The following is a 16,578-nucleotide window of genomic DNA, read 5'->3' as shown; positions in this document are numbered from 1 at the left end:
AATCCTTAGTATCTTTTCTTAATATCCGTATTAATTAAGCGGCGACAGCTTTATTTTGTGCCTTATCCCATAACTCACCTAGAGCACGTTTGTACTCAGTTGGGAGGACTTTTACAAAACGGCCACGGGCATTTTCCCAATCGGCTAATAGCGCTTTAGCACGCTCTGAACCGGTGTAACGGAAATGACGCTCGATTAAGCCCTTCAAAATTTGCTCGTCTGTTAAACGTTCGCCACCATCTTTTACATCAACTGGGGCATGCCACTCAGACTGAGGCATCTTGGCAATTTGCTCTGCTGAAGGCAGTACTTTCTCTAAGCTTGCCATGCTGGTATTGCAGCGCTTATCGAACATACCATCTTCGTCATATACATAAGCGATGCCACCGCTCATACCAGCAGCAAAGTTACGGCCAGTTGAGCCGAGCACAACCACAGTTCCACCTGTCATGTATTCACAGCCGTGGTCTCCAGTACCTTCTACAACCGTAGTGGCTCCAGAATTACGCACTGCAAAACGCTCGCCAGCAACTCCATTAAAGAAGGCATCACCAGCAATCGCACCGTATAAAACAGTATTGCCAACAATGATGTTCTGAGCTGTATCACCACGGAACTCGTGAGGAGCACGGACAATCACGCGTCCGCCAGATAAGCCCTTGCCAACATAGTCATTGCCATCACCAACCAAATCCAAAGTGATGCCACGCGCCAAGAAGGCCGCGAAGCTCTGGCCAGCAGTGCCATTCAATTGAATATGGATAGTGTCGTCAGGCAAGCCAGCATGACCGTAACGCTGCGCCACTTCGCCAGAGAGCATTGCACCCACAGTGCGGTTTACGTTCTTCACTGGAACGATGAATGACACTTTCTCGCCACGCTCTAAAGCAGGCTCACTCTTCTCAATCAGGATATTGTCGAGAGCACTTGCCAAGCCGTGTTCTTGTGTCAATACTTGATACCGCGGCACCTCTGCAGCTACTTGTGGCGCAGCAAAGATCTTGCTGAAATCCAAGCCATGAACCTTCCAGTTCTCAATGCCTTTGCGGGTATCTAACAAATCAACGCGACCGATCAAGTCATCAAACTTACGAATACCCAATTGCGCCATGATCTCTCGAGCCTCTTCAGCAATGAAGAAGAAGAAATTCACAACATGCTCTGGCTTGCCAGAAAACTTCTTACGCAGTTCTGGGTCTTGAGTAGCAACGCCTACAGGGCAGGTATTCAAATGACACTTGCGCATCATGATGCAACCTTCAACCACTAATGGGGCAGTTGCAAAACCAAATTCGTCTGCACCTAACAATGCGCCGATGACAACGTCACGACCAGTCTTCATTTGACCGTCAGCCTGCACACGAATGCGGCTACGCAAACCATTCAGAACCAAGGTTTGTTGGGTTTCAGCCAAACCGAGTTCCCATGGTGAACCAGCATGCTTAATAGAAGATAGTGGTGATGCGCCAGTACCGCCATCATGGCCAGCAATTACAACGTGATCTGCTTTTGCCTTCGCAACACCAGCTGCAACTGTACCAACACCAACTTCAGATACCAACTTCACAGATACATCTGCTTTTGGATTGACGTTCTTTAGGTCATGAATCAATTGTGCAATATCTTCAATTGAGTAAATATCGTGGTGTGGAGGAGGAGAAATCAAACCCACTCCTGGCACGGAGAAGCGCAATTTACCAATGTAATCGGATACTTTTCCGCCCGGCAATTGACCGCCTTCACCTGGCTTAGCACCTTGTGCCATCTTGATCTGAATTTGATCAGCAGAGCGCAAATATTCAGTGGTTACACCAAAACGACCAGATGCAACTTGTTTAATTTTTGAACGCAAGGAGTCACCATCCAATAATGGAATATTCGCCTCAACAACATCGCTACCCAAAACACTTGCCAGGGTTTCACCCTTCTTAATTGGAATACCTTTGAGTTCATTCACATAGCGGTTTGGATCTTCGCCGCCCTCGCCAGTATTGGACTTACCGCCAATACGGTTCATTGCAATGGCCAAAGTAGCATGTGCTTCAGTAGAAATTGAGCCCAAAGACATTGCGCCCGTAGCAAAACGTTTCACGATTTCTTTTGCAGACTCCACTTCATCCAATGGAATTGCTTTTGCTGGATCAATCTTGAACTCAAACAAGCCACGCAAAGTCATTTGGCGTTTAGTTTGGTCATTGATGATGTTGGCGTACTCTTTATAGGTCTGGTAGCCCTTCTCTGCACCAATGCGAGTGGAATGCTGCAATTTCGCAATTGTGTCCGGTGTCCACATATGGTTCTCACCACGGATACGGAAAGCATACTCACCACCAGCATCAAGCATGTTGGTTAATACCGGGTCATTGCTAAACGCGGCGGCATGCATACGCAAAGCTTCTTCAGCCACTTCAAATACACCAATACCACCTACGTTAGATGGGGTGCCCTTGAAATACTGATTAATGATTTCGTGGTTCAGTCCAATTGCTTCAAAAATCTGAGAGCCGGTATAAGACATATAGGTAGAGATGCCCATCTTGGACATGACCTTTTGCAAACCTTTACCAACCGCCTTAATGAAATTCTTAACGGCCTTCTCACTAGACAAATCACCTGACAAGCCTTTAGCCATTTCGGTCAAAGTTTCCATAGCGAGGTATGGGTGAATGGCTTCAGCGCCGTAACCTGCCAAGAGTGCAAAGTGATGTGTCTCACGCGCGCTACCAGTTTCAACAACGAGACCTACGCTAGTACGTAATCCTTTTTCAACCAAATGTTGATGAATTGCAGAGGTCGCCAATAAAGCTGGGATAGCAACATGTTTCTCATCGACTTGACGATCGCTGACGATCAAAATGTTGTAGCCGGAGCGCACTGCATCCGCCGCTTCTGCACACAAAGATGCCAAGCGTGCTTCGATGCCAGCCTTACCCCATGCTGCTGGGTAGCAAATATCTAATTCGTATGAGCGGAACTTGCCGTTGGTGTAGTGACCAATATGACGAATCTTCGTGATGTCATCAAAATCTAAAATTGGCTGACTCACTTCCAAGCGCATTGGAGGATTAATGTTGTTGGTGTCTAACAAGTTTGGCTTTGGTCCGATAAAGGAGACCAAAGACATCACCATGTTTTCGCGGATTGGATCAATCGGAGGATTGGTGACCTGTGCAAATAACTGCTTGAAGTAGTTATAAAGAGGCTTATTTTTATTTGAGAGAACAGCCAGGGGACTATCGTTACCCATTGAACCAATAGCTTCTTCGCCATTCATAGCCATTGGAGCCATGAGGTACTTGATGTCCTCTTGGGTGTAGCCAAATGCCTGTTGGCGATCTAATAATTTAGCCGCTGGACGAATTGTGGTTTTTTCATCTATCAAGTCCGCTTTGCTGGCATCAACTTCATCCAGCTTGACGCGAACTGCATCGATCCAACTCTTATAAGGCTTCGCTTTTGATACAGCATTCTTGAGCTCAACATCATCAATGATGCGACCTTGTTCCATGTCGATCATAAACATCTTGCCTGGCTGCAAACGCCATTTCTGAACAATTTTATTTTCAGGAATTGGCAATACACCAGCCTCTGAGCCCATGATGACCAAGTCATCATCAGTTACGTAGTAACGCGCAGGACGTAAACCATTTCGATCTAAGGTTGCGCCAATTTGACGACCGTCAGTAAAGGCCATTGCTGCTGGACCGTCCCACGGCTCCATCATCGCCGCATGATATTCATAGAAAGCACGGCGATTGTCATCCATCAACGCATGCTGTTCCCAGGCCTCAGGAATCATCATCATCATGGCTTGTGCCAATGGATAGCCAGACATCACCAACAACTCTAAGCAGTTATCGAAGCAAGCAGTGTCAGATTGACCCGGATAAATGAGTGGCCACAATTTTTTCAAATCATCGCCTAGCACTGGAGAGCTGATTGCTCCCTCTCGTGCATTCACCCAATTGACGTTACCCTTAACAGTATTGATCTCGCCGTTGTGCGCAATCATGCGATATGGATGGGCCAATTCCCACGCAGGGAAAGTATTGGTAGAAAAGCGTTGATGCACTAATGCAAGTGCTGATACTGTGCGCTTATCTTGTAGATCTTGGTAATATGCGCCCACTTGGTTCGCTAACAGCAAACCCTTATAAACAATGGTTCTCGCAGACATTGAAGCAACGAAATATTCTTTACCGTGCTTCAAATGCAAATCCTGAATTGCATGGCTTGCCGTTTTACGTATGACATATAACTTACGCTCAAGAGCGTCTGTTGTCATGATGTCGCGGCCACGGCCAATAAAAATTTGACGAATGAATGGCTCTGTCATTTGCACTGTTGGAGACATCGGCAATTTCACGTCAACCGGTACATCTCTCCAACCCAAAACAACCTGACCTTCTAAACGTACAGTGCGTTCTAATTCTTGTTCGCAAGCTAAACGGGACGCATGCTCTTTTGGCAAGAAAATCATGCCGACGCCATATTCACCGAGCGGCGGTAATGTCACACCTTGCTTTGCCATTTCCTCGCGATACAAAGTATCTGGAATCTGTATCAAAATACCAGCGCCATCACCCATTAACGGATCAGCACCGACCGCACCCCGGTGATCTAAGTTCTCCAGAATCTGCAAGCCTTGAGCAACAATCTCGTGGGATTTCTTACCCTTGATGTGCGCTACGAATCCTACGCCGCAAGCATCATGCTCATTACGGGGGTCATATAGACCTTGAGCAATTGGGCGAAGATCAGAATTAAATTGTGTAGTCATAGTGTTTCCGAGTGGCATCAATGGCCTGATTACTTTTGGAGGATCAAATATAGGTGAATACCCATACCGATGCAATAGAAATAAAATGTGTCTGTCCCATTTTTTAACTAACCGCACCAAAATGAATTATTTAAATAGGGACAGAGTCATTCAGAAGTCAAGCAGAGGCACAGCAGAAAGAATCTAAGTAATTGAATTTATTGAGTTAATTTTTCTAGGGCGTCCACGGTATCGAATTTTAGCAATATCTGGATTTTCCTTAAAAAGCTTGTTTGCGTAGATATCACTTACCCAAGGCTTAGATCGAAGCAAGGATTCGGTGATCTGTCGGTCTTCCCAGTGAGGTGCACCATCCTTGACAAACTCTGCCCATTTCATTTGCCTCTCAAAAGGGGTGTTTCCGAGCTTCCAAAAAACCTGATGATCCACCAGCCATGGATCCGCCTTACCGCCGATATGGGTGGCAAAGCTAGTCCACCCTGAATTTTGAGGACTTGATTCATAGCCAGCCCTCACCGGGTTCAGTTCAATGTAGCGCATACAACGCAAAAAATAATCCGGGTCAATCAAGGAAGAGCGATAGCGGCCCTCCCAAATTGTTCCCGACCGGTGGTGTTGTTGATTGAAGTACTGCGCATAGCGCCTACCTAGAGATTGCATTGTTTTAGCAAGTGAATCTTCATATTGTGGCGTCATCAGCAAATGCACATGGTTAGGCATTAAGGCAAATGCATGGACTGCACAGGCAAATTGTCTTGCCGCTTCTCGCAACCACTCCAAATAAATGTGACGATCTTCTGGGTTAAAAAAAAGAGTTTCTCGATTATTGCCGCGCACCATGACATGCATTGCTTGGCCAGGTATTACAGTGCGCGCTTGCCGAGCCATGTTGAAAACGAACTATTGCAGTTCGCGTGGGCCACCGCTACGAGAAAAGTCAGGAATAAACCAGTCTCCATCGGATTGTGTCACACCCTCTGGAACCACGCGGGACTCCTGCGGCACATCCCTCAGAGCTACTGACATATAGGATATCCACATTGGCAAGGCAAGACCGCCACCAGTCTCACGATCACCCAGGCTGGCCGGCTTATCAAAACCAATCCAAGCGATCGCAACTACTTTTGGGTTGTATCCAGCAAACCAAGCATCATGTGAATCATTGGTAGTACCAGTCTTTCCGGCAATATCATTACGACTGAGCTTAGCTCTAGCAGATGCTGCAGTGCCTGTCTTAGTAACCTCTTGCAACATACTGTCCATTACAAAAGCAGTGCGGGCATCCAAAACACGATTGGCGCCGTCACCAACACGGGCAGGCTTTGCCTCGAACAAAACTGTTCCTTTGGAGTCAACCATCTTATCGATCAAGAAGGGGTCAACGCGGTAGCCACCATTTGCAAATACGCTATAGGCCGACGCCATTTGCAATGGCGTCACCGAACCTGCACCCAAAGCCATTGTCAAATAAGGTGGGTGTTTTTCAGGCTCAAAGCCAAAACGCTGAATATATTCTTGTGCATAAGAAGGGCCAATCGCACGAATAATGCGAACAGAAACTAAGTTCTTCGATTTAGCCAAAGCATTGCGCAATCGCATCATGCCCTCATATTTACCATCGTAGTTTTTTGGCTCCCAAGCTTGACTTCCAGTCTCCATGCTGCCAATCGATAAAGGCGCATCATTCACCATGGTGCTTGGCGTAAAGCCTTTTTCAATTGCCGCTGCATAGATGAAAGGCTTAAAGGATGAGCCTGGCTGACGCAGCGCTTGAGTCACGTGATTGAATTGATTGCGACGGAAGTCAAAGCCACCTACCAAGGACAAGATCGCGCCGGTCTCTGCATTCATTGAGACGAAAGCTGCTTCGACTTGAGGCAATTGTGCTAACTTCCAAACCCCACCATCCAAAAGCAATCTCACGACAGCGCCTGGACGTAAGCGTTTTTTAGGCTGGGTGCTATCAGTGATCGATGCCGATGCTAATTTCATACCTTCACCCTTCAAGGTAATCGTATCGCCCGTAGCAATCATGACTTGCATTTCTTTTGGCTTTACATCCAGCACAACCCCTGATTGCAAATCATCCAACTGTGGGTAAGCAAGTAAAGCCTCATCAATGGCACGCTGACGCTTCACCCGATCCTCAGGAAGGTCGATAAAACCCTCTGGACCACGATAAGCATGACGCAGATCATACTCAAAAATACCGCGACGGACTGCCTTATAGGCAGCATCTTGATCTGCTTTTAAGATTGTTGTGTAAACATCTATTCCTTGCGAGTAAATGGCCTCACCGTATTGAGTAAACAAAAGCTGACGCACCATTTCTGCTGGGAAATCCGCGCGCACCGCAAATTCATTGCCAAGGCCGCGAATATGCAACTCCTCAACCATGGCTTTTTGATAGTTTTCCGATGAAATGTATCCTAGATCCCGCATGCGCTGCAAAATATATTCTTGACGAATTTTGGCGCGACGGAAATTGCTTACGGGGTTATATGCCGAGGGAGCCTTAGGTAAGCCAGCCAACATTGCAGACTCAGCAATTGTGATGTCTTTTAATTCTTTACCAAAATAAATCTGGGCTGCACTTGAAAAGCCATAGGCCCTTTGCCCTAAGAAAATTTGATTCATGTAAATTTCAAGAATCTTGTTTTTTGTTAGCTGAGACTCAATTTCCCAGGCCAACAACACTTCATAGATTTTTCGACTAAACGTTTTCTCATTGCTCAAAAAGAAGTTTCGCGCTACTTGCATGGTGATGGTTGAAGCACCCTGAGATAAATGCCCACGCAAATTAGTCAGGGCGGCCCTCAAAATGCCTACATAGTCGACTCCGCCATGAGAGTAGAAGCGATCATCCTCAATAGCTAGAACAGCATTGCGCATGCTAAGCGGTATTTCGTCCAAAGGAATAACCTTACGGCGCTCTTCGCCAAACTCACCAATTAATACCTTATCTGCCGTATAAATCCGGAGTGGTGTTTTTGGGTTGTAGTCTGTTAATGCCGAGATTTTCGGTAAGTTCGGTTTTGCCACCAAAAAGGCATAACCCATTAAAAGCATTACTACCAAGGCAAATGCCACGCCAATAATTAGCATGGCCTTCACTAAAGGATTGCTAGAAGATTTACGAGGTGAGCCAGGCCCTACTCGTGGATGCCGTGGACTTCTGTCGAACTGACGGACTGGTCGCTGGTTTTGTGGCGGCTTATCTTTTGGTGGGAGGGCCATAAGCTCAAATTATAGGGTGCTTGGGTAATTTTCTTAAAAGCTCCAAAACCCTTGTTTTTGGGTTTTTTAACTGATCTTTCCCGACATAAGGTTCAAACCATGCTGATGGCAATCCATTGCTTAAGTATAAAAAATATGGTGATGCCATCCCGCCATATTTCCCCCCGTTCTTTCGATGAAATCTTGAGTGAGCTTGGTGACGATCCAGCTATTCCTGATCCAAACGGAATCCGCAAAACAAGCTCCCCAAAAATCGATCGCCCCGAGCATCAAAACCAGAATAATGGGCAGCCAAAACTGGAGGATTTAAAAAAATTAATCCCGCCCATTCAAGTGCATAAATTAGGGGGTGCTTTCGCTTTAGGGTTATGCGCAATCGCTGTTGGCATAGCGTTATTAATGGCCTATGAGTCCCTAAAAAGAAGTTCTGAAGTCCTAGCTCAAGACTCCCCTAAGGAGATATCTGAACTCAAAAAAGCGTTTGCCCTATTGCGCACTGATCTGGAACGTGATCAAGATGATCTATATGAAGTAATAGAATTAATAGAAGTAAGTATTCACTCATTAAAGGAAAATAAGCCAATCAGCAGGGCTGTTGCTAAGCCCAAGACCCATCCTCATGAGTCAGAACTTCGACGCTGGCGTTATTTAGGGGTAAGTCAAATGGGTGGCGCCCACCAAGGGTTTTTCCAAGCCGGTAGGAGCAACGCGATGTTTGAAACAGGTGCGCTCGTTTTGGGCGATTGGCGATTGACGCAGCTTGAAAAAGACTTTGCCGCTTTCACCCACCCTCAGGGCAAAACTGTCATTCTCAGACCCTCCAAATCCGAATGAAACAAAGCCTAAAACACATGAATAAACAAATAAGAAAATTCGGCTTTTGTATTAGTCTTTTACTCACTTTTTTAGTTGACCCCACTCAGGCAAACATGCCTAAACAAAATTTAGTGGATGCTCCCATTAGTCTGCAATTTACCGATATTGAAGTCGTCGAACTTTTACAGATCCTTGCCAAGCTTGGCAACACTAACTTTTTATTGAGCGAATCGATCAAAGGGAGAATTACTGTTGAGCTCAAGAATACCCCGTGGCAAACAGCGCTTCACTCGATTCTGGCGAGCAGGGGGCTGCGGCTAGTTCGCAACGGGGATATTTACTGGATCGGCCCCCATGCAGAAATTGCTGCATTCCAAAAGCATCGGCGTGAAGATGCCGCTCTGCCCTTTGGTGGCGACCATATTAATAGTCCAAGACAAATCCTCATAGAGGCCCGCATTGTAGAAGCAGATGAGCGCTTTGCCCGCGAGCTGGGAGTCAAGCTTGGTTACCAAGCAAACTCTTTAGGCATTAGCCCAGATAAAAAACTATCTAGTAATGTTGATTTGGGTGGGTCGGGATTAAGCGGCTTTAATCCAGCAACAGTCGCCGCAACTCTCGTTTCAAAAAGCGGGAGCCGTCTTTTGCAAATGGAGCTATCTGCCCTTGAGTCCGACGGTCAAGGCAAGATCCTCTCCAATCCACGCATCATGACCGGAGATCAGGTAAAAGCTACGATCGAGCAAGGTACTGAGCTCCCCTATCAAACCACCTCCCAAAGTGGCAGCAAATTGCAATTTCGGAAGGCAAATTTACGTTTAGAGGTTTTGCCAAAAATTCATCCTGATGGAAAGATCTCCATGCTGGTTGGCATCAACAAAGACACCATTGGGATGAAAACTGAACAAGGGTACGCAATTGATACGAAAAGCCTGAGTTCTGAGGTTACCGTTGAAAACGGTGGCACAGCCATCATTGGGGGCATTTTTCAAACCACAGAACGAGAGGATGAAGTCAAAGTGCCTTTACTGGGAGATATTCCGCTCATTGGCCACTTATTTCGCCATAAATCTAAATTACAAGATAAAACCGAACTACTGGTCTTCCTAACCCCTACCGTTCTCGACAAACCCTAATAAAATCGAAGGGTGAACTCTTCGAAAAACAATATCTTTCTAATCGGCCTCATGGGCGCCGGAAAGTCAACGGTCGGAAAAGTGTTGGCCAAAAAATTAGGGCGCCGCTTTTTAGATGCCGATCATGTGATTGAAGAACGCTGTGGTGTAAAGATTCCGGTTATCTTTGAAATGGAAGGTGAAGAAGGGTTTCGCAAACGCGAGGCTCAAGCCATTCGAGAAATTACCAGCGAACATGACATTGTTCTTGCCACCGGAGGCGGAGCAGTTTTGCTTCCTGAAAATCGTCAAGCCCTCAGCGAATACGGTACCGTGATTTATCTACATGCAAATCCAACCGAGCTTTGGCATCGCACCAAGGGTAGTGAAGGACGCCCCCTACTTCGCAATGGTGACGCTAAAAAAGTTCTAGAAAATTTATATATCATTCGCGACCCGCTTTATCGCGAAATTGCTGATCACGTTATTGAAACTGGCAAGCCCAGCGTCAATCAACTGGTCAACACCCTAATCATGCAACTTGAACTCTCCGCTTGAAAACTATAATGAAAACACTTGAAGTTGATCTTGGCAACCGCAGCTATCCAATCTACATTGGCACCGACCTGATTGATCAGCCCAGCTTATTTTCTGCCTGCGAAAAAGCAACTTCAATTTATATCGTTACTAATACTACGGTTGCGCCACTCTATGCTGCACGCCTTTCTAAGACCATAGAAATATTCGGAAAACCTGTCAGGACGATTACTCTGCCTGATGGGGAGTCATACAAAGACTGGAAAAATCTGCAGCTTATTTTTGATGATCTTTTGAAGTTTGGTGCCGATCGCCAAACCATGTTGATAGCCTTAGGCGGTGGCGTGATTGGAGATATGACGGGCTTTGCTGCGGCCAGTTTTATGCGAGGCATTCGATTCATTCAAGTTCCCACTACTTTGCTAGCCCAGGTTGATTCTTCGGTTGGAGGGAAGACTGGTATCAATCATCCTTTGGGCAAGAACATGATTGGGGCTTTTCATCAACCTGTAGCCGTCATTGCAGATCTCAACACGCTCAAGACTTTGCCCCCCAGAGAGCTCTCGGCTGGGCTTGCTGAAGTAGTGAAACACGGTGCAATTGCTGATGCTCAATTTTTAGATTGGATCGAAGCAAATGCATCGGCTTTACTTGCTTGCGATACCGATGCAATGGGTCACGCAGTACTTCGTTCATGCGAAATTAAATCCACAGTAGTCTCTGCCGATGAACGAGAGGGCGGCATTCGTGCAACCCTCAACTTTGGCCACACCTTTGGACATGCAATAGAGGCTGGCATGGGTTACGGGGAATGGCTACATGGCGAGGCCGTTGGCTGCGGTATGGTGATGGGCGCTGATTTATCTTGTCGCTTAAGCCTCATCAGTAAAGCGGAGCTGGAGCGCCTCACAAAAATTATCAAGTCAATGAACTTGCCAACCATTCCACCAAAATTTGGCGCAGAACGCTATATGGAACTAATGCAGGTTGATAAGAAAACTGAGGGCGGCCAAATTCGCTATGTGCTCTTGGAAAAAATGGGTAAGGCTCAAATCAAGAGCGTGCCTGATATCCAGGTAATCGAAACCTTGGCCGCTACTGGCGCAGTCTAAGGATTAAGCAATCCAATCTTGACCGCTTGACCAGCTTGTACGCTGGCGAAATTAGTCAAATCACTCAGCAATTCTTTGCCGGTTTTGGTATCAAGCCACAAAGGCTTAGCTAGGGTTCCTGACCATCGGTAGTGATAGCCGCCAGACTTAGCTGCCACCCAAATTTCATGCAAAGGTGGCTGCGTATTGACCACAATCACGCTTTTATCCCGAAAGCGGATAGTGATGACGTTGCCCCCCTGGCGCTCCACATCCAAATCGAGATCCAGTTCATCGTCAGCGGCTTCTAAAGCCACCTCAATAGACTGCAATAAATTGCTACCCAGTTGATGAAACTGCTTGTCATCAATGGTTTCCACGCTCAAATTATTTGGATTCATACCCGAGTCCTGCATGCTATATTCAATCATTCGTTTTAGAGACATTCATGATAGCGATTCTCAATAGAGCCCTCTGTATTGCCCTCCTAATAGCCCTTGCTGGATGTGGGGTTAGGGGTCCTCTATTTATTCCAAATGTACCAAATGTGCCGCCAGCCCCAACGGAGCCGGAACCAAAAGGCAAGCTCTATCCACCACAAACTCCTGCTGATACCAGCAATTCATCATCGGCCAAGTAATGACAAGTAAGGCAATTCCACTTCCCAAATTATCTGGATTTACTGAGCGTGAAGGTCATTGGTATGCCGAAGAAATTCCGCTTGCAGACTTAGCAAAAGAATTTGGTACGCCGCTCTATATCTACAGCAAAAAGGCGCTGACTGAGGCCTACCAGGCCTATGACAAGGCTTGCATTGATAGCAATGGCAAGCGCCGTGCACGCGTGCATTACGCCATGAAAGCCAATAGTAATTTGGCGGTGATTGATTGCTTCAAAAAACTCGGTGCGGGATTTGACTTAGTGAGTGGTGGTGAATTAGCTCGTGCTCTCGCGATTGGCGCCGATCCTAGAAGTCTCGTATTCGCCGGCGTTGGTAAATCTGCTGTTGAAATCGCCTCTGCGCTTCAGGTTGGAGTGAAGTGTATCAATGTGGAATCCATTGCCGAGCTTCACAATATCAATCGTGTCGCAAGCAAATTGAACTGCCGCGCTCCAATTTCTTTGCGCGTTAATCCAGATGTCGATGCGCAAACACACCCTTACATTTCTACCGGCTTAAAAGGAAATAAATTTGGCATTGCCTATCACGAGGTTTTGAAAACTTATCGTGAGGCTAGCCAACTCTCACAGATTGATGTGGTTGGAATTGACTGCCATATTGGCTCCCAAATTACCACGACCGCGCCCTACCTAGACGCCTTAGATAAAGTCTTAGATTTAGTCGAGATCCTCAAGAAAGAAGGCATTGTGATTCATCATCTTGATCTGGGTGGCGGCCTCGGAATCTCCTATAGCGATGAAATACCTCCTGATATTACTGAGTTCACCAATACTCTTTTGAACCATGTAGCAGATAGAGGTTTTGCTCATCTAGATGTTGTTCTTGAGCCAGGCAGATCCTTGGTAGGCAATGCCGGCGTACTGCTCACCACTGTTGAGTACCTCAAACCTGGTGTCGAGAAAAACTTCTGCATTGTTGATGCTGCCATGACTGAACTGATGCGCCCAGCCTTATATGAAGCGCATCATGGCATTGTTCCTGTTGAAACCAAAGAGGCTAAGAGCTTGACCTACGATGTTGTTGGGCCTGTCTGTGAATCTGGTGATTGGCTTGGTAGAGATCGCAAACTTGCAGTGGAGGAGGGTGATCTTCTAGCAATTCTTTCTGCTGGCGCTTATGGTTTTGTGATGGCATCGAACTACAACACTCGCCCAAAACCAGCAGAGATTATGGTTGATGGCAAAAGTGCTTATGTCATTCGTGCCCGTGAAAAAACATCAGACCTGTTTTCAAGCGAAACAATGCTACCAAACTAATTTCCGAAAAGTAGAAGCAAATAAAAAGCCCGCTTCATGAGCGGGCTTTTTATTGAAACTCAGAATTTGTTAATGCAAGCCAGCGATGTAGTCGGCAACAGCTTTCATTTCTTTATCAGAAAGTTTGGTCGCAATCGTTGTCATTTGGCTACTATTTTTACGAACGCCTTCACGGAACGCAAGCAGCTGTGCATTTGTGTAATCAGCCCATTGGCCACCTAACAATGGGTATTGAGCAGGAATACCAGCGCCTGTAGGGCTATGGCAAGCAGCACAAGCTGGAACGCCCTTGGCAGCAATACCACCGCGGTAAATACTTTGACCCAGCTCAATCGTTTCTTTGTTTTGTGCAACGCCTTGTGAGATCACTTGCTTAGACAAGAAGGCAGAAATGTTTTGCATATCTTGTTCTGTCAATGTTGCAGCCATACCCATCATGATTGGGTTAGCACGAGTGCCTTCTTTAAAATTCTTCAATTGCTTAGTGGTATATGCAGCGTGTTGCGCAGATAACTTAGGCCATGTACTAACTGCGCTTTGGCCTTTCGGGCCATGGCAAGTAATACAAGCGGTTACACCACGGGTCGCGTCTCCATTGGAGTAAAGAGCCTCACCAGCAGCCGGATCAGCCTTTGGTTTGCCTGGCACTGCAGCCTTGGCTTCAACTGCTGGAGCCATTGGAGCGGCATCAGAAGCAATGGCAGCCCCAGAAATACCAATCAGAGCGAAAATAGAAAGAACCGCAAAACCAGCACGTAAGCCAGTTAATTTGGAGATTTGGGAGCTTTGACGCATTATGTTTACCTTGGCAAAAATTCCTAAAAGTGTTTGGGCCCTGCATTTACAACCTTTTTACCCAACACCATGAGATATTTCATGATTTTGCGTGATTTTACAATAGCTTCAGGACATGTCTAAACTCTTTCAAGCCCGATTTGCCACCACAGTCAATGACACCCATTGTCTGCCTGCCACGCCCCTGCGTGAGGTAGCCTTTGCTGGCCGCTCAAATGCTGGCAAATCCAGTGCTATTAACGTCCTTTGCAATCAGAAAAGGCTCGCTTTTGCCAGTAAAACGCCTGGTCGCACCCAACATATCAACTATTTTGGCCTTTTCGCTAAAGATGACCTTTTAGCCTATTTGGTGGACTTGCCAGGCTACGGCTATGCCGCTGTTAACCATGAAACCAAATACCACTGGAATAGCCTTCTAAGCGACTATTTGCAAGAGCGGGAACAATTGGTCGGCATGGTCCTGATTGTGGATGCCCGGCGCGGGATTACCGACCTAGATGAGCAAATGATTCAGTGGTTTGTGCCAACTGGCAAGCCAATCCACATTTTGCTGAGTAAATGCGACAAATTGAATAAAAGCGAATGCAAACACGCTCTTGAGGCTGTTAAGAAGCAACTGCAGCAATATGATCCAGCATTACCTGATGGCACGGGCGACTCCAAGCAACTTACGGCACAATTATTTTCAAGTACAAAACGTATTGGCCTTGAAGAGGCAGATAATTTAATTATTAAATGGCTATTTGAAGCAGAAACTCATGAAGATGACATCACCAGCTAACTCGTTGCTTAATTTTCCGGGGCATCGCCCTCGCCGCATGCGTCGTGATGAGTGGTCACGTCGCCTCATGCAAGAGAATTCTGTTTCAGCAAGCGATCTGATTTACCCTGTTTTCTTGCTCGAAGGCGAAGGCAAATCAGAAAGTGTTGCCTCAATGCCTGGCGTGAGTCGCATGTCCCTAGATTTACTCTTTCCAGTTGCGCAAGAGTGCGTGGATCTAGGGATTCCTGTATTAGCATTATTTCCAGTCATTAATGCAGCATTAAAAACTCCAGACGGCAAAGAAGCCTCTAATCCTAAAGGACTCATTCCTGCTGCAGTCCGCGAACTCAAAAAACGCTTCCCCAATTTAGGCATCATGACAGACGTTGCGCTTGACCCGTACACAAGCCATGGTCAAGATGGGGTGCTTGATGATCAAGGTCGCATCCTCAATGATGAGACGACTGTAATATTGGTTCAGCAAGCGATTACTCAGGCTGAGGCCGGCGTCGATATCGTTGCACCATCAGACATGATGGATGGACGCATTGGAAAAATTCGTGAAGCGCTCGAACAAAAGCAATTGATTCATACGCGCATCATGGCTTATTCAGCCAAATACGCCTCTGCGTTTTATGGCCCCTTTAGAGATGCAGTAGGTTCAGCAAAGAACCTAGGCAAGGCTGATAAAAAAACCTATCAAATGGATTGTGCTAATAGCGACGAGGCTTTACGGGAGATTGCTCTGGATATTAGCGAAGGTGCTGATATGGTCATGGTCAAGCCAGGTATGCCCTATTTAGACATCGTGCGCAGAGTTAGGGAAGAGTTTAATTACCCCACTTATGCTTATCAAGTAAGCGGTGAATATGCCATGCTTAAAGCAGCCGCACAAAATGGTTGGCTCGATCACGATGCCGTCATGATGGAGTCATTGCTAGCATTTAAACGTGCAGGTGCTGATGGTATTCTCACTTACTTCGCACTTGAAGCGGCAAGACTCATTCAGTCAAGCAAGTAAAACATCCTTGAATTGATCGCCAACTCTGATTTCACCAGAGTCTAAAACTTGAGCCCTAATACCGCCTCTATTTTTAAAGGTAGAAATAAAATTGGGCTTCCCACTTAGGCTTGCCGGGCGCTCGCAAGGAACGCATAACTCTGTAGCTCTTAGCCTAATTGAGCCCAGAAAAAATTCTTTCCCAACTAACTGATTGAGATCTTCTGGGCTGATGCCCTCTATAACGATATTTCTTCTTGCTTCACTTGGAAGATATGTTTTTAATCCACTCGCTACTAACTCTTCGTTAGCAGATTCAATACCTGTAAGTGCGATAAGAGAGATATCTCTGATCTTTGCCGGGATTGAGCCTGAGAATGCGCCAATACCCAGAGCATATCTATCTCCCTCAATACCAACTCCAGCGGTAAGCCTTGCGCTATCCCTTTTACTCATGAGATGACCAGCCTGGGAAGCAATATAAATCGAGTGTATTTTAAACATCG

The 16,578-nt window shown here is 46.3% G+C and carries 14 protein-coding genes; 8 read left to right on the top strand and 6 right to left on the bottom strand.

Annotation, left to right across the window (positions count from 1 at the left end; all coding sequences use genetic code 11):
• Positions 1-34 precede the first annotated feature (34 nt).
• The 3 genes from AOC07_RS00510 to AOC07_RS00500 all read right to left on the bottom strand — a co-directional run bounded on the left by AOC07_RS00510 (position 35) and on the right by AOC07_RS00500 (position 8,017).
• Positions 35-4,780, bottom strand: coding sequence for a glutamate synthase-related protein (locus AOC07_RS00510; RefSeq protein WP_215357688.1), 4,746 nt, complete (start codon positions 4,778-4,780; stop codon positions 35-37).
• Positions 4,781-4,963: 183 nt separating this feature from the next.
• A complete protein-coding gene (locus tag AOC07_RS00505; RefSeq protein WP_215293472.1) occupies positions 4,964-5,668 on the bottom strand; it encodes a transposase in 705 nt (234 codons plus the stop codon).
• 12 nt (positions 5,669-5,680) lie between these two features.
• Positions 5,681-8,017 carry a penicillin-binding protein 1A gene (locus AOC07_RS00500; RefSeq protein WP_215357687.1) on the bottom strand — a complete coding sequence of 779 codons (2,337 nt, stop codon included), beginning with the start codon at positions 8,015-8,017 and terminating at the stop codon, positions 5,681-5,683.
• A gap of 135 nt (positions 8,018-8,152) precedes the next feature.
• On the opposite strand from AOC07_RS00500, the gene AOC07_RS00495 reads away from it, so the two are divergent.
• Genes AOC07_RS00495 through aroB form a run of 4 tightly spaced genes read left to right on the top strand, consistent with a single transcriptional unit; the run spans position 8,153 to position 11,597 of the window.
• Positions 8,153-8,851 (top strand): hypothetical protein, encoded by a 699-nt coding sequence (locus AOC07_RS00495; RefSeq protein WP_215357686.1) that lies wholly within the window; start codon positions 8,153-8,155, stop codon positions 8,849-8,851.
• 17 nt (positions 8,852-8,868) lie between these two features.
• On the top strand, positions 8,869-9,969 hold the full coding sequence (locus AOC07_RS00490) for a secretin and TonB N-terminal domain-containing protein (protein ID WP_215293469.1): 1,101 nt from the start codon (positions 8,869-8,871) through the stop codon (positions 9,967-9,969).
• A gap of 12 nt (positions 9,970-9,981) precedes the next feature.
• On the top strand, positions 9,982-10,506 hold the full coding sequence (locus tag AOC07_RS00485; protein ID WP_215293468.1) for a shikimate kinase: 525 nt from the start codon (positions 9,982-9,984) through the stop codon (positions 10,504-10,506).
• 8 nt (positions 10,507-10,514) lie between these two features.
• On the top strand, positions 10,515-11,597 hold the full coding sequence (gene aroB, locus AOC07_RS00480; RefSeq protein ID WP_215293467.1) for a 3-dehydroquinate synthase: 1,083 nt from the start codon (positions 10,515-10,517) through the stop codon (positions 11,595-11,597).
• Here the strand turns inward: aroB and cyaY are convergent.
• Complete coding sequence (gene cyaY / locus AOC07_RS00475; protein WP_215357684.1) at positions 11,594-11,977, bottom strand: iron donor protein CyaY; 384 nt, start codon at positions 11,975-11,977, stop codon at positions 11,594-11,596. The genes aroB and cyaY overlap by 4 nt on opposite strands.
• A 47-nt stretch (positions 11,978-12,024) precedes the next feature.
• Between cyaY and AOC07_RS09370 the strand changes: the two genes are divergently transcribed.
• Together AOC07_RS09370 and lysA are read left to right on the top strand one after the other, a co-directional pair.
• Positions 12,025-12,216 (top strand): lipoprotein, encoded by a 192-nt coding sequence (locus tag AOC07_RS09370; RefSeq protein WP_215293465.1) that lies wholly within the window; start codon positions 12,025-12,027, stop codon positions 12,214-12,216.
• A complete protein-coding gene (gene lysA / locus AOC07_RS00470; protein WP_215357683.1) occupies positions 12,216-13,514 on the top strand; it encodes a diaminopimelate decarboxylase in 1,299 nt (432 codons plus the stop codon). The genes AOC07_RS09370 and lysA overlap by 1 nt, the downstream gene beginning before the upstream one ends.
• A gap of 69 nt (positions 13,515-13,583) precedes the next feature.
• On the opposite strand, the gene AOC07_RS00465 is transcribed toward lysA, so the two are convergent.
• On the bottom strand, positions 13,584-14,309 hold the full coding sequence (locus AOC07_RS00465; protein ID WP_215293463.1) for a cytochrome c: 726 nt from the start codon (positions 14,307-14,309) through the stop codon (positions 13,584-13,586).
• Between the two features lie 115 nt (positions 14,310-14,424).
• Here AOC07_RS00465 and yihA point away from each other — a divergent pair, with 115 nt between their 5' ends.
• Together yihA and hemB are read left to right on the top strand one after the other, a co-directional pair.
• Positions 14,425-15,090 carry a ribosome biogenesis GTP-binding protein YihA/YsxC gene (gene yihA / locus AOC07_RS00460; RefSeq protein WP_215357682.1) on the top strand — a complete coding sequence of 222 codons (666 nt, stop codon included), beginning with the start codon at positions 14,425-14,427 and terminating at the stop codon, positions 15,088-15,090.
• Entirely contained in the window at positions 15,074-16,093 is a 1,020-nt protein-coding gene (gene hemB, locus AOC07_RS00455; protein WP_215294247.1) for a porphobilinogen synthase, read from the top strand. Before yihA ends, hemB begins: the two co-directional genes overlap by 17 nt.
• Here hemB and AOC07_RS00450 read toward each other — a convergent pair.
• Positions 16,082-16,576, bottom strand: a complete 495-nt coding sequence (locus AOC07_RS00450; RefSeq protein ID WP_251371679.1) for an MOSC domain-containing protein — start codon at positions 16,574-16,576, stop codon at positions 16,082-16,084. The two genes, hemB and AOC07_RS00450, sit on opposite strands and share 12 nt — an antisense overlap.
• Positions 16,577-16,578: the final 2 nt, after the last annotated feature.

Origin of the sequence: Polynucleobacter sp. UB-Raua-W9 (assembly GCF_018687435.1) — a bacterium.
In the GTDB taxonomy this organism is placed as follows: Bacteria; Pseudomonadota; Gammaproteobacteria; order Burkholderiales; family Burkholderiaceae; genus Polynucleobacter.
The sequence above is the reverse complement of the archived record's forward strand: the minus strand, read 5'-3'. Positions and strand labels throughout refer to the sequence as shown.

Excerpts from the sequence above, each read along its gene's own strand:
- AOC07_RS00510 (WP_215357688.1), bottom strand. The coding sequence starts at position 4,780 with ATGACTACACAATTTAATTCTGATCTTCGCCCAATTGCTCAAGGTCTA.
- AOC07_RS00505 (WP_215293472.1), bottom strand. The coding sequence starts at position 5,668 with ATGGCTCGGCAAGCGCGCACTGTAATACCTGGCCAAGCAATGCATGTC.
- AOC07_RS00500 (WP_215357687.1), bottom strand. The coding sequence starts at position 8,017 with ATGGCCCTCCCACCAAAAGATAAGCCGCCACAAAACCAGCGACCAGTC.
- AOC07_RS00495 (WP_215357686.1), top strand. The coding sequence starts at position 8,153 with ATGGTGATGCCATCCCGCCATATTTCCCCCCGTTCTTTCGATGAAATC.
- AOC07_RS00490 (WP_215293469.1), top strand. The coding sequence starts at position 8,869 with ATGAATAAACAAATAAGAAAATTCGGCTTTTGTATTAGTCTTTTACTC.
- aroB (WP_215293467.1), top strand. The coding sequence starts at position 10,515 with ATGAAAACACTTGAAGTTGATCTTGGCAACCGCAGCTATCCAATCTAC.
- cyaY (WP_215357684.1), bottom strand. The coding sequence starts at position 11,977 with ATGAATCCAAATAATTTGAGCGTGGAAACCATTGATGACAAGCAGTTT.
- AOC07_RS09370 (WP_215293465.1), top strand. The coding sequence starts at position 12,025 with ATGATAGCGATTCTCAATAGAGCCCTCTGTATTGCCCTCCTAATAGCC.
- lysA (WP_215357683.1), top strand. The coding sequence starts at position 12,216 with ATGACAAGTAAGGCAATTCCACTTCCCAAATTATCTGGATTTACTGAG.
- AOC07_RS00465 (WP_215293463.1), bottom strand. The coding sequence starts at position 14,309 with ATGCGTCAAAGCTCCCAAATCTCCAAATTAACTGGCTTACGTGCTGGT.
- yihA (WP_215357682.1), top strand. The coding sequence starts at position 14,425 with ATGTCTAAACTCTTTCAAGCCCGATTTGCCACCACAGTCAATGACACC.
- hemB (WP_215294247.1), top strand. The coding sequence starts at position 15,074 with ATGACATCACCAGCTAACTCGTTGCTTAATTTTCCGGGGCATCGCCCT.
- AOC07_RS00450 (WP_251371679.1), bottom strand. The coding sequence starts at position 16,576 with ATGTTTAAAATACACTCGATTTATATTGCTTCCCAGGCTGGTCATCTC.